The following is a 13,091-nucleotide window of genomic DNA, read 5'->3' on the forward strand; positions in this document are numbered from 1 at the left end:
GTTTGACGAAAGGTTGAAAAATATGGCGAAAAAATTTCCCATTTACCCCAAGCATCCCGAGCGGATTTGCTGGGGCTGCGACAAATACTGTTCGGCCGAAGACCTGCAATGCGGCAACGGCTGCGAACGCATCCAACACCCGTGCGAATTGGACGGGCCGGAATGGTACAAATCGGGCGATTGGAGCAATTTGTTGAGCGAGCAGCAGCAACGTGAGCTGGGCTTGCTGCCCGAGCCGCAGCAACCCAAAGCGGCAAAACCGCACATCAAGCTGCCGGTCAAACAAAAACTGTGCTGAGTGCAGCGGATTGACTTTAAACCGGTACGCGCCACATCACCGCACCTTGGTTTGTGGTGATGGTCCTGATTTAAAATGAATCTGCTCTATTATGTTAAAGGCCGTCTGAAAAACACTGTGTCGCCACAGGTTTTCAGACGGCCTCATTTCTTATTGTCGGAATTTCTCCACTATTTGCCGGTCGAAGGTCAATCCTCCAGCGTTTGCAGCAAATCCAGCATGTTTTCCACTTCTTCCGCTTCGGTTGCGGCGAATCCTTCGGAGTGGCGGAACTCTTCCAGAATCGAACGGCCTTCGGATGAAAGGTTTAAATTGATGAATGCCGCTTTCACTTCTTCTGCCCGCGCCGCAGAATTCGGATGGAGCAGCATAACGTGGTGCATATCGTCAATTTGGCTGCGGATGATGGGGCGGAAGAGCTGTTTGCCGAAATCAGACAGATTGTCATATGTTTCCGCCATCAGAAAACCGATTTCGGCACGTTTGTGGAAGACGGCGGATAAAACCGCTTCTTCCGAATTTTCCGCAAAGGTTAGGGTGTTGTGTTCGTTGAGGTCGAAACCTTCCATCAATCTCATGCCGATCAGATACATATCTTTATCGGAAAAAGAGATTTTGCAGCCGGACTTGATGTCGCGGAGGCTTTTGTATGGAGAATGCGAACGGCAGACGGCAACCATCTCATCCGAACCGCAGGCAGGTTTCAATAAGGGTATCCAGCCCTGCTCGCGAATCAGCTTTGAGGCGGAAAACGGATTGACGTATGCCATCCCGTCCTGTTGTCCGGCCAAAGTATCGGCCAGTTCGTCCGAATTTCCGGGCATATTGAGGTGGATGGTACAGTTCATTTCACGGCGGACGAAGTCCCCGAGCAGATACCAAGTACCGAAATGCGAAGGCAGATAGTCGGGGGCGATGGTAAATTGCAACATAGCTAATCTCTTTCCTGTGCGCAAAGCTGCTGATAATAATCGCTGATTTCCGCAACCATAGCGGCTGAAGCCCTGCGTCTGACCGAAGTGTAGCCCTCGATTTTGCCGTTGCGGATATTGGGGATTACTGTGGCGTAAACCCAATAATAGCGGCCGTCTTTACGAAGATTTTTTACATAACCGTGCCATTTTTCCCCTTTGGAAACGGTATGCCACAAATCTGCAAATGCCGCTTTAGGCATATCGGGATGGCGGAGGATGCTGTGCGGCTGGCCGATCAACTCCTCGCGGCTCCATGCGCTCATGGTCACGAAAGCCTCGTTGGCATGAGTGATGATGCCGTTCAAATCGGTGCGCGAAGTAATCAATTTGCCGTCGGGAAATTCGACTTCCTCATCCAAAATATAGGATTGGTCATTGGCGGTATGCCTGTTGCTGCGGGAAAAGGCCTGGGACGGATTGCCGATAAAAATGTGCGGATTCATGCTGCCGACTCCATATAGCCCAAGTGCCGGCGGATTTCTTCTACCGTACGGCGCAGTTGAACCAGCACCAAGCCCATGCGCGAACCTGCTTTGGTCGTGCTGACCAGTGCCAAATCATCGCTAATCTGCATCAGCAGCACTTCACCCTGCTGGCCTTGCAAAGTCATTTGATTGAAATTGCCGCAAGAGAGCAGGCGGGCGGTTTGGCCGCACAGGGACAACAATGCCGCAGAAAGCGAGCCGACGCGGTTTGAATCGATGTTCCGTTCCAATACGCTGACAATCGGCAGGCCGTCAATCGAAACGATGGCTGAGGAAGTCAGTGCGCCTGATTCGGCATGAAGGTTGTTCAAAGCATCATTTAATACTTCTTTTAACATTACAGTCTCCTCTGAATAGACGGTTTGGGGTGGAATCAAGCCTTAATAAAGCATCATAATAAATAATCTATTCAATACAATTAAATAGAACCATTTAAATGAGTGTTTACCAAGATATATTTCGTATTTTAATGATTACTATATCATCACTTTTTTGATTTGTATCAAAATCAGAATGAGAAATGTAAAAAAGTCTATACACCAATAGTAATAGTGCGGCCTTAAAAAATGACAAAAGGAAAAAATGACATTTTGATTATTTAATAATCATTTGATTATTAAAATTAAAATAACGTTATGAAGCATGTGATGAATAAAAAGACAAAATAAATAAAAATACGCAATATTGTACTATTTTTACAACATATGACTGCTTTTGGTTTTTATAATGCGCCGTTGAATAGAAAAATCAGACAAAAGGGAATTTATGTGATTGAAAATTTATGTCAAGCCGTCTGAAAAATACGGCATGGCAGAAAAGCAAATTTTTGATATGCCGATATTGGGCGGGCATCAATACCGGCTATTTCCGATAGAGATGTGAGGTTGAAATGGCAACAGGCGGCATTGTGATGCCGCCTGTTCGTTGGATGGGTACAGAGCCGATGCCCGCCCTTCGGCTGATGAAGTGCAGAGTGCGGGTTGCTTGCTATGCCGCGCGATGCCCTGCTGAACGTTGTCCTGCCTTACGGCGGATTAACCTTTATTGCCATGGCATTTGGCTTGAACCTCATTCATCACTGCCTAGGATTTTTCAGACGGCCGCTTTCAGATGCCGGCGCATTCCTGCCACATGATTTCCTGCGAACTGCATACTTTCCCGTTTTCTCCTGGTTCTGCGCGGATATAGCTGCCGTCGGGTTGCATCAGCCAGGCTTGGCAGTTGTCGTTTAAGGCCAGGGTCAGGCCTTCGCGGATAACTCGGGCTTTCAGTTTCGGATGTTCTACGGGCGTACAGGTTTCTATGCGGTGGAAGAAGTTGCGCCCCATCCAGTCGGCACTCGATATATAGGTGTTTTCCGCGCCGTCGTTGTAGAAATAGTAAACGCGAGAATGTTCGAGCTGGCGGCCGATAATCGAGCGGACGCGGATGTTTTCCGACAGGCCTTCCACTTGCGGCCGCAGGGCGCACATGCCGCGTACGATCAAATCAATCTGTACGCCGGCCGCACTGGCGGCGTAAAGTTCTTCGATGATGTTCGGTTCGATCAGCGAATTGAGTTTGGCGACGATGCGGGCCTTCCTGCCGGCTTTGGCGTGTTCGGCTTCGCGGCGGATGCCTGCAACCAGCATTTTGTGCAGGGTGAACGGGCTTTGGTAGAGTTTGTTCAGGCGGCTGGGCTGGCCCAGGCCGGTGATTTCCATAAACAGGGTGTTCACGTCGGCGGTAATTTGTTCGTCGGCGGTGAGGAGGCCGAAATCGGTATAGATGCGCGAAGTGCCTTGGTGGTAGTTGCCGGTACCGAGGTGCGCATAGCGTTTCAGACGGCCTTCTTCGCGGCGGATAACCAAAGCCATTTTGGCATGGACTTTGTAGCCGAATACGCCGTATACGACATGCGCGCCCGCGTCTTCCAGGCGTTGCGCCCAATTGACGTTGTTGGCTTCGTCGAAACGCGCCATCAATTCCACAACCACCGTTACCTGCTTGCCCGCCAATGCGGCGTTCATCAGTGCCTTGGCCAGTTCGGAATCGGTACCTGTGCGGTAGATGGTCATTTTGATGGCGACGACGGCGGGGTCGGCCGCGGCTTCGCGGATAAAGCGGACGACGGGTTCAAATGATTGGTAAGGGTGGTGCAGCAAAATATCTTCCCGGGCTACGGCTTCGAGTACGCTTTCGTCTTTTTTCAGCATTTTCGACAGGCTGCCGCTGCGCGGGGCGTATTTGAGGTCGGGGCGTTCCACCATGTCGGGCACGGACATCAGGCGCACAAGGTTTACCGGTCCTTTGACTTGGTAAAGGTCTGCGGGTTTGAGTTTGAAATGGCCGAGCAGGAAGTCGTAAATGTGGGGCGGACAGGTTTCCGCCACTTCCAGCCGGACGCCGTCGCCGTATTCGCGGTCGTGCAGCTCGCTTTGGATGGCGGCGCGCAGGTTCTTCAGGTCTTCTTCCGCCACGGTCAGGTCGCTGTCGCGCGTGAGGCGGAATTGGTGGCAGCCTTTCACTTCCATGCCGGGGAAGAGGCGGTAGACGTATTCGTGCAAGATGGACGACAGGAAGACGAAGCCTTCTTCTCCGCCGCAGATTTCAGACGGCAGTTTGACCACGCGCGGCAGGATGCGCGGGGCTTGGACGATGGCCATGCCCGAAGAGCGGCCGAATGCGTCTTTGCCTTCGAGTTCGACGGCGAAGTTCAACGACTTATTCAATGGTTTGGGGAAGGGGTGCGCGGGGTCGAGGCCGACGGGGGTGAGTATCGGCCAGAGTTCGCGGTCGAAATAGTCTTCTATCCAGGCGCGCTGTTCCGCCGTCCAGTTGCGGCGGCGGTAAAAATGGATGCCTTCGCGGCTCAGGGCGGGTTGCAGTTCGTTGTTGAACAGGTCGTATTGTTCGTGTATCAGGCGGTGCGCCTCAACCGAAGCGGCGGCAAGGGTTTCGGCGGGCGTCATGCCGCTGTCGAGGATTTTGCCGGGATTCCGTTTGTGTTCGCGCCTCAGGTAGGCCATCCGTACTTCAAAAAATTCGTCGAGGTTGGAGGAGACGATGCAGAGGAAGCGCAACCGCTCAAGCAGGGGGATGCGCGCATCCTGCGCCTGCGCCAATACGCGGCGGTTGAATTCGAGCAGGCTCAGTTCGCGGCATAATATGCGGTTGGATTGAGGCATGGCGTTCTCCTTCAAATATGTTTGATGTTAATGACGATGGACGGAATGTCTGCGTATTAAGGTGTCAAGTATAAGTCCGGCGGCAGGGTTTTTCCAGTTGGGAGGCTGTCTGAAAAGAAACGGCGGTGGATTGGGGCGGGGTTACCGGTTATGCTGAAGGGAAGAATGATGTATATCAAATATTCAGATTGTCCGAATCATTTACAATAGCGGCTTGTCTTTGTGGTAAAACGATAAAGATATTGCGGCATCGGAATAATTTAAAGGAAAATTTATGGCCATCAAGCATGAAATACGGGATAACGAAATTTTTGTTTTCGGTTCGAACAAGGCCGGCAAACACGGTTTGGGCACGGCTCTGACCGCGCGGATGAAATACGGTGCGGAAATGGGGCAGGGATTCGGTTTGCAGGGACAGTCTTTGGCGATTCCGGTGAAAGACGAACAGTTGAAACTGCTGCCTTTGGAAGAAATCAAAACCTATGTTGATTTGTTTATCGATTTTGCCAAAACCAATTTCGACAAACGTTTTTTCGTTACACCCGTCGGTACGGCTTTGGGCGAATATCATGCGCAGGATATTGCACCGCTGTTCAAAGGCGTGTCCGACAATTGCCGCCTGCCGCCGGAATGGGAGGAAATCCTCAAAGCCGAATGAAAAGGCTTTAAAGGCAGATAATTAAAAAGGCCGTCTGAAAACCGGAAATATGGTTTTCAGACGGCCTTTTTATGTTTTTGCCGAAGGCGTCTTTATTTCGGCTCTTGCGGCACGTAGCCTTGCACTGCGTCGGCACCGTCGCCGAAGAAATAGTTTTCCATCTGCTGCGCCAGATATTCGCGTGCGCGCGGGTCGGCCAGGCTCAGGCGGTTTTCGTTAATCAGCATGGTTTGGTGGCGCGTCCACGCTTCCCATGCCTCTTGAGATACGTTTTCAAAAATCCGCTTGCCCAGCTCGTTCGGCAGGGGGGCGAATTTCATGCCGGGGGCTTCTTTGCCCAGTTTCACGCAATGAACCATACGGGTCATGATGTTTTCCTTCAACGGTTTTTCAGACGGCCTGAATTCTAACGGAAGGGCGTTGCTTTGTATAGGAAGCCGCTTTCAGACGGCCTCCTGCTTGATTTTCTCCACCAGGAAATCGATAAAGCTGCGTATTTTCGCGCTCAAAAAAGCCCTGTCTGCATAGGCTGCATACAAGGTGGCGGAAAGAATGCGCCATTCGGGTAGCAGGCGTACCAAGCGGCCGCTGTCGAGATCGCGTTTGACCGTCCATACGGGCAGGCAGCCCAAGCCGCCGCCGGCCAAAACCATTTCCCGTACCATCAGCGTATTGTCCGCCCGAATGGTCGAATTCGGCGCGAGGGTAAAATGTTCGCCGTCACGCGAGATTTTGATATGCTCCATATCGACATAACTTGCTTGGACGAAGTTGTAGGCAGGGATTTCCTGCGGTGTGGAGGGTGTGCCGTGCCTTTGCAGATACTCCGTTTCGCCAACCAAATAAAAAACGATTTCGCTTAATGGGCGGACAATCAGCGTGGGCGGCAAGTCGACGCTGCTGACGCGTAATGCCAAGTCCACCCCTTCCGCCACCAGGTCGATTTTGCGGTTGTCCAGAATCAAATCGAGCGATACCGCCGGGTAAAGGCGGCAGTATTCGGCCAACCAGCCGCAGACATGGTGGTTGGCAAACCACATCGGCATCGTAACCCGCAGCAGCCCCTGCGGTATTTCCGTTCCACCGGCTGCACGTTCGGCAGCGGTTTCCAACGTTTCCAGCGCATAACCGCATTCGCGGTGGTATTCCGTTCCGGCTTCCGTCAGGTACAGATTGCGGCTGTTGCGTTGCAATAGTTTGGCACCGATATGGTTTTCCAGATGGCTGACGTGTTTGCTGGCCATCGCGGTGGAAATGCCGAGTTTGTCGGCGGCACGGGTAAAGCTGCCTTGCCGAACCACTTCGCGAAAAACCTTCAGGCTGAATAAAGTATCCATGATTTCTTATTGGGAAATATTGCGTCAATAAACATAGTATATATTTACTGAAAGGAATTATCTATTATTCCGTCTTATTGAAATCGTTTTATCCGATAAGGAAGATTTTATAATAATATGAGTTAGAGCAATCACTTCCAGTTCCTCTGTTTTTCCGCAGCCGGCGGCGGTGCTTGGTCGCCGGACAGGCTGCTTTCCAGAACCGATACCCAGTAAACGAAAGGAAGACAAAATGTCATACCGAATTTTGCAGCAGGCTGCCGAAACGCGCCGCTCCATTTATGCTTTGAATAAACAACTGCCCCTGTCGGCTGCCGAAACCGCACAAATTGTTGAGCATGCAGTCAAACATACGCCTTCATCATTTAACTCGCAATCTACTCGTGTAGTCGTCCTTTTCGGTACCGAACACGAGAAACTGTGGCAGTTTGCCGAAAACACCCTGCGTGCCATCGTTCCGGCCGACCAGTTCGAGCCGACTGCGCAAAAATTGGCCATGTTCAAGGCGGCTGCAGGAACCGTTTTATTTTTTGAAGACCAAAACATCATAAAAGGCCTGCAAGAACAATTCCCGGCCTATGCGGAAAATTTCCCTGTTTGGGCCGAGCATGCCGATGCCATGCACCAATACGCCGTGTGGACGACCTTGTCCGCCGCGGGTATCGGCGCAAATCTTCAGCATTACAACCCCCTAATCGACCAAGATGTTGCCCGCGAATGGGATATTCCCGACTCATGGACATTGCGTGCACAGCTGGTGTTCGGCGGTGTTCAAGCACCGGCGGCTGAAAAAGCTTACGAGCCGTTGGAGGGACGGTTTAAGGTGTTCGGCAGCTAAATTTAATCGGATAATACAGGCCGTCTGAAATAAATTTTCAGACGGCCTGTATTTTTAATGCGTATAGGAAAGATTCTAAATATTGCCACTGGCGAAAAATGTCGCTTTGGCGCCTATTTAGGCAAATCGGGTTTGTCTATTTGATAATTTTTGTTGTAAATAAACAAAAATATACCTGATTAAGTAAGAAAATATGGCGTTATAAATTGGTTGAGGGGCAAAAGAACATATAATGAGCATATTTTTGGATTATTGTAATCAAATTTATAGAATTCAGAGCTATAGCCAGCAGGGATTTTTATAGCAGCTAAGTCACATGAGTAAGTATGAATTTGAGATATTTGTTAAATAAGTTTATAAATTAAATTTTGGCACGAAATTTGCTTGTAAACTTACCCGGTTTCATTTGTTGAGAATTAAATATTATGCGAGATGCATTTAAATAATACTTGATTTGCATAATCTGATTTGTAAAACGCTTTAGAAAGGATAGGTATGAATAAGGTTTATCGTACTGTTTTTAATGAAAAAACAAACACATGGGTTGCGGTTGCGGAGACTGCTAAGGCTCATGGTAAATCAGGGCGCAGTGGTGATGTGGTTACTGCTGTGGCAGATGGTATTTTGTTAAATAAAAAAGTGCTGGCTGTTTCTGCTGCTGTTGCAGCTGCTTTGGTGTCCCAGCCTGCCATGGCAGATAATGCTCGCATTGAGAATGGCTCTGCTCAATGGACCATTGCTATTAGCCCAAGTGATAGTACTGCGGGGAATGGTGGTGCTAAAGCTACAGGCAAAACTTCGATCGCAGCTGGTTGGGACGCTAAGGCCGACGGAGAAAATTCAATTGCGGTGGGTTACGGTGCATCAACAGAGACTAACTCGGCAACTTACTACCGAATACAAAATGTTCCTGATAAGACAATGAATAATATCGCGATTGGTAAGCAAGCCAGATCGGGCGGGTTGCAGACGATTGCATTTGGTCCTGAGTCAGTAGCTTCTAAATCACAGTCCATTGCTTTCGGTTTTGATGCTCAGGCTACGGGAGATCAGTCTGTAGCACTTGGTGCAAATACTCGTTCAGTAGGCGATTCTTCAATTGCCATTGGTGGTGATGATTTGGATTCGGTAGCATCCACAGTGTATCGAGTGACTTCTCCATCTGCTGATAATGATGCGTATAACGATACGGCACTGGCCAAACAATATCGAACCTTAACGGGGCAAAACTTGGTTAATTTTACGCCCGGTAATCGCTATATCGGCACATCTACTGGTCAAGCAGGGGTTGCTGTAGGCGTTTCTGCTAAGGCGGCAGATTTATCGACGGCAGTGGGTGCAAAATCCCATGCAACGGGTGAACATTCGGTTGCATTTGGTGTGGGGGCGAATGCCAGTTTGAAAAATGCTGTCGCTCTGGGTGCAGGTAGTTCAACTAAAACAAATGCCACTGATGTGAAATCTGCTACCGTTGGTTCAATCACTTATGGCAGCGCGGCCACTCCGTTTGCCGGTAGCGGTCAGGTGATTGATGGTGACCAGGTATCTGTCGGTTCGACTGGATACGAACGTCAAATTAAACATGTTGCTCCAGGTGAAATTACCGCCGCCAGTACTGATGCTATTAATGGTAGTCAGTTGTTCTATGTGGCCAAAGGGCTGCAAGAGCAAATTTCAAATCCTGCTTTTGCTACGCACTATTATAGTGTTAAAGGCAATAGTTCAGCAGATGGTAATTATAATAATGATGGCGCTACTGGTGATAAAGCCTTGGCAGCCGGAGTGAATGCCTCTGCAAAAACGAATAATTCTATTGCAATAGGTACTAATGCTTCTGTTGAGTCAGGGACAGCAACATCTGCTTCTGGTACAACTACTGGAGTAGGATCAGTAGCTGTTGGTGCGGATAGTTCAGCTAAAGGTACTAATGCGGCGGCGTTTGGTCAGAAATCTGAAGCTTTCGGGCAAAACTCTTTAGCTGCCGGACAAGATTCTCATGCTACCGGAAAATCTTCTGTTGCGATAGGCGATGGTGCGAAAGCCAGTGAAGGCCAAGCAACAGCAGTGGGTGTCGGTACAAATGCGTCAGCAGGAGGAGCCAGTGCTTATGGTTATTTAACTCAAGCATCTGGATATCTCAGTACGGCTATTGGTAACCAAGCTAACGCAAAAGGAGCCCATTCAGTTGCTATAAGTAAGGCTGTTGCTGCAGAGGAAAATACGATTGCGATTGGTAATAATGCTACTGCAAACAGTATTGGATCTGTTTCAATTGGACGCAATGCATCAGCTACAGGGCAGAATAGCGTTGTTGTTGGTACAAGTAATACTTCTTCTGCCAATAATGCCGTAGTTGTGGGTACAAGTAGCCAGGCTACTAAAGAAAATACGATTGCGATTGGTAATAAGGCTGTTGCCTATAACACGGGTAATATTGTTTTGGGTACCAATAGCGGAAAAATCAATGATGCAAACAATATTGCCAATGTTGGTGCCGATAGCATTCTTATTGGTGCGAATGCGGGTACGGATTCTTATGGCAATGCCCATCAAGTAGCTGTAGGTTTCAATACGGGTAGATACGTTTCAGGTACTGGTAATGTGGCAATTGGTGATAATGCTGGTTCTGGGACAAGTGCTGATAGATTAACTGCAAGTAATACCGTAGCTTTAGGTACAAGTGCTAAAGCTTCCAAAAATGATGCTGTTGCGATTGGTAATAATACTACAGCCGTGGTGCAAGGAGCCGTTGCTTTAGGTAATAAATCAGTTGCCTCTACCGCTGCTGGTGTAACAGGTGCTGATCCACTTAACGCAGTTACAGCCAAAAATAATGCTACATGGACTTCTACAGCAGCAGCGGTTTCTGTTGGAGATACCGCAAACAACATAACTCGTCAAATTGTAGGGGTTGCTGCAGGTAAAGAAGATACAGATGCAGTAAACGTTGCTCAATTGAAAGCAGTAGCCAGCAAGATCACTTCTTCTGCTGCTACGCACTACTATAGTGTTAATGGTAGTGGCCCTACTGATGGTAACTATAATAATGATGGTGCCACTGGAACGCATGCCTTGGCTGCTGGTGTTGGTGCACTTGCTGCAGGAGAACATGCTGTTGCTGTAGGTTCTGATACCAATGCGTCAGCAAATGGCGCGATTGCAATTGGTAATACAGCAACAGCACAGGGTCTAGATGCTATGGCAATTGGTAAAGCCAGCAGTGCAGATGCGAAAGATGCAACCGCTGTAGGTAATACAGCTGTGGCTAAAAAAGAAGGAGCTACTGCGATAGGTACCAATGCTCAGGCGCCAGAAAAATATGCTACTGCTGTTGGTACTGGCTCTAAAGCTTTAAGTGGTGCAAGTTCAGCTTTTGGTAATGATGCCAATGCCGGTGGCTGGGCAGCTGTTGCTGTAGGTAGAGGCTCTGCTGCTGCTGGAGCTTCCGCCGTTGCTGTTGGTGAAGATGCTTCTGCTGCAGGTAAAAATGCGGTTGCAGTGGGTGCTAAATCAAATGCATCTAATGATGGTGCAACTGCGGTTGGTCATAATACTCAGGCAACGAATGCTTCAACTGCGTTGGGCGATGGTTCACAAGCCACAGGGTTGAATGCAACTGCTTTAGGTTGGAATGCCAATGCAGCAGGTCGTGCAGACGTTTATATAGGCAAACGAGCTGGCTCAGGCACAAATAACGTTGACAATTTTGATAATGTCGGTATTGGTGAGAGTGCGGTAAAAGATGCTGGCAGTGCCACCAAGGCAGTAACTAATGTTGTTGGTATTGGTACTGGTGCGGCCGAAGGTATTCAAGCCAGTCACAATATTGCTATTGGTGCTTATGCTAATGGTACTCAATCTGGCAATCCTGCCGTAACAACAGACAATAACATAGCTCTTGGACAAAGGGCTTACGCTACTGGTGGTACTGCAGGCAATGCCATCGCCATCGGTAATCGTTCAAAATCCGAGGGTAGTGCGGCTGTAGCTGTTGGTGCATTAGCTAATGCACAAGGAGCTCAAGCGGTAGCTATTGGACAAAATACAGTTGCCCAGGGTGCTGGTTCAATTGTTCTTGGTGGATCTCAAAGTGCTCCTAGTGCTGCTAAGGCTACTGGTTCGCAAGGAATTGCTATTGGTCAACAAAGTGCTTCTACTGCGACTAAAGGTATTGCCATAGGGGTTGGTGCTCAGGCAAACCATGTCAATGGTGTTGCTTTGGGTTCTGATTCTGAAACAGCTGCTGCGGTTCCCACTACTAATGCCACCATCAATGGTGTAACTTACAGTGGTTTTGCAGGAACTGCTCCTACTTCAACAGTGAGTATTGGCAAGTCTGGTGGTGAGCGTACATTAACCAATGTAGCTGCTGGTCGTATTACTGACACCAGTACAGATGCCATCAACGGCAGTCAGTTGTACTCTGTTGTAAATGGTTTGGGTTTTGATGTGAATGCCGATAATGACGCTGCTAAAACTCACAAGTTAGGTAAAGAGTTGGCTATTGTTGCAGGCAATACTGCAGAAGCTACGTCTACCAGCAATCTGAAAACCGAAGTTACCCAAGATGCTGCGACTGGCAAAACGACTGTTACTGTCAGCATGAAAGAGGCTCCGAACTTTACCAGTGTAACCACTACTGATGCGGCGGGTAACAAAACCGTTACCAACGGCAGCGGTGTAACTATTACTCCGGCATCCGGCAATCCTGTCAGCCTGACCACAGGCGGTTTGAACAACGGCGGCAACAAGATTACCAATGTTGCCGAGGGTGCCGCTGGTACTGATGCGGTTAATGTAGATCAGCTTAAAGCAGCCAAAGCTGCTGCTACTACTAAAGTAAAAGCAGGTGATGGTATCAGTGTTAACGATGTGCGAAATGCAGACGGTAGCACCACATACACTGTAGCAGCCGATACTACCCCGCTAACCGTAGTTAATGGTAAAGTAACCCCGCCAGCGGAGGAGGATGCAGGTAAATTAGTTACGGCTGGAGATATTGCTAAAACCATCAACAACAGCGGCTTCCAAGCCACAGCGGGCGGTAATTTAGCTAGCGGCAGCAACGCTACACCTACCACCGTTAAGCCTGGTCAGAAAGTAACCTTTGCAGCCGGTAACGGATTGACTGTAAAACAAGATATAGACAATGCCAGCGGCAACCAAACGTACACCTATGCATTGGATGCCCAATCTGTGGTTCAAGATGCCCAAACCCCAGTTGTGTACACCAAAGCTGACGGCAGCAAAGTGTACAAACAGCCGGACGGCAAATTCTATGACGCACCGACAGGTGGCAACGAAGTTCCAGCCGGTGACGTGATTGCCAGCATG

At 49.1% G+C, this 13,091-nt stretch carries 10 protein-coding genes; 4 read left to right on the forward strand and 6 right to left on the reverse strand.

The features are described 5' to 3' along the window. Positions 1–22: 22 nt before the first annotated feature. A complete protein-coding gene (locus tag BM261_RS11480; protein WP_003775411.1) occupies positions 23–298 on the forward strand; it encodes a DUF3079 domain-containing protein in 276 nt (91 codons plus the stop codon). A gap of 188 nt (positions 299–486) precedes the next feature. On the opposite strand, the gene BM261_RS11485 is transcribed toward BM261_RS11480, so the two are convergent. From BM261_RS11485 to ppk1, 4 genes are all read right to left on the reverse strand, one after another. Then, positions 487–1,230, reverse strand: coding sequence for a phosphate/phosphite/phosphonate ABC transporter substrate-binding protein (locus tag BM261_RS11485; RefSeq protein WP_074898405.1), 744 nt, complete (start codon positions 1,228–1,230; stop codon positions 487–489). 2 nt (positions 1,231–1,232) lie between these two features. Next, on the reverse strand, positions 1,233–1,715 hold the full coding sequence (locus tag BM261_RS11490) for a PAS domain-containing protein (RefSeq protein ID WP_049250515.1): 483 nt from the start codon (positions 1,713–1,715) through the stop codon (positions 1,233–1,235). Next, positions 1,712–2,095, reverse strand: coding sequence for a roadblock/LC7 domain-containing protein (locus tag BM261_RS11495; protein ID WP_070451839.1), 384 nt, complete (start codon positions 2,093–2,095; stop codon positions 1,712–1,714). Before BM261_RS11495 ends, BM261_RS11490 begins: the two co-directional genes overlap by 4 nt. A 768-nt stretch (positions 2,096–2,863) precedes the next feature. Further along, complete coding sequence (ppk1, locus tag BM261_RS11500) at positions 2,864–4,924, reverse strand: polyphosphate kinase 1 (RefSeq protein ID WP_074898408.1); 2,061 nt, start codon at positions 4,922–4,924, stop codon at positions 2,864–2,866. Between the two features lie 274 nt (positions 4,925–5,198). Between ppk1 and BM261_RS11505 the strand changes: the two genes are divergently transcribed. After that, positions 5,199–5,582 carry an A1S_2505 family phage non-structural protein gene (locus BM261_RS11505; RefSeq protein ID WP_003775415.1) on the forward strand — a complete coding sequence of 128 codons (384 nt, stop codon included), beginning with the start codon at positions 5,199–5,201 and terminating at the stop codon, positions 5,580–5,582. 92 nt (positions 5,583–5,674) lie between these two features. Here the strand turns inward: BM261_RS11505 and BM261_RS11510 are convergent, their stop codons facing one another. Both BM261_RS11510 and BM261_RS11515 read right to left on the reverse strand, forming a co-directional pair. Next, complete coding sequence (locus BM261_RS11510) at positions 5,675–5,950, reverse strand: oxidative damage protection protein (RefSeq protein ID WP_003775416.1); 276 nt, start codon at positions 5,948–5,950, stop codon at positions 5,675–5,677. A gap of 75 nt (positions 5,951–6,025) precedes the next feature. Continuing rightward, positions 6,026–6,919, reverse strand: coding sequence for a LysR family transcriptional regulator (locus BM261_RS11515; RefSeq protein WP_074898410.1), 894 nt, complete (start codon positions 6,917–6,919; stop codon positions 6,026–6,028). A 232-nt stretch (positions 6,920–7,151) separates the two neighbouring features. Between BM261_RS11515 and BM261_RS11520 the strand changes: the two genes are divergently transcribed. Then, positions 7,152–7,757: a nitroreductase family protein gene (locus tag BM261_RS11520; protein ID WP_074898412.1), complete on the forward strand. Its 606-nt coding sequence runs from the start codon at positions 7,152–7,154 to the stop codon at positions 7,755–7,757. A 495-nt stretch (positions 7,758–8,252) separates the two neighbouring features. Further along, on the forward strand, positions 8,253–13,091 hold a 4,839-nt coding region (locus BM261_RS12575), incomplete at its 3' end, for an ESPR-type extended signal peptide-containing protein (protein WP_256205717.1).

This window comes from Neisseria elongata subsp. elongata (genome assembly GCF_900113545.1).
GTDB lineage: Bacteria > Pseudomonadota > Gammaproteobacteria > Burkholderiales > Neisseriaceae > Neisseria > Neisseria elongata.

What these genes read in the sequence shown, in the direction of transcription:
- BM261_RS11520 (WP_074898412.1), top strand. Translation starts at nt 7,152, where the DNA reads ATGTCATACCGAATTTTGCAGCAGGCTGCCGAAACGCGCCGCTCCATT.
- BM261_RS11480 (WP_003775411.1), top strand. Translation starts at nt 23, where the DNA reads ATGGCGAAAAAATTTCCCATTTACCCCAAGCATCCCGAGCGGATTTGC.
- BM261_RS11505 (WP_003775415.1), top strand. Translation starts at nt 5,199, where the DNA reads ATGGCCATCAAGCATGAAATACGGGATAACGAAATTTTTGTTTTCGGT.
- BM261_RS11490 (WP_049250515.1), bottom strand. Translation starts at nt 1,715, where the DNA reads ATGAATCCGCACATTTTTATCGGCAATCCGTCCCAGGCCTTTTCCCGC.
- BM261_RS11495 (WP_070451839.1), bottom strand. Translation starts at nt 2,095, where the DNA reads ATGTTAAAAGAAGTATTAAATGATGCTTTGAACAACCTTCATGCCGAA.
- ppk1 (WP_074898408.1), bottom strand. Translation starts at nt 4,924, where the DNA reads ATGCCTCAATCCAACCGCATATTATGCCGCGAACTGAGCCTGCTCGAA.
- BM261_RS11485 (WP_074898405.1), bottom strand. Translation starts at nt 1,230, where the DNA reads ATGTTGCAATTTACCATCGCCCCCGACTATCTGCCTTCGCATTTCGGT.
- BM261_RS11510 (WP_003775416.1), bottom strand. Translation starts at nt 5,950, where the DNA reads ATGACCCGTATGGTTCATTGCGTGAAACTGGGCAAAGAAGCCCCCGGC.
- BM261_RS11515 (WP_074898410.1), bottom strand. Translation starts at nt 6,919, where the DNA reads ATGGATACTTTATTCAGCCTGAAGGTTTTTCGCGAAGTGGTTCGGCAA.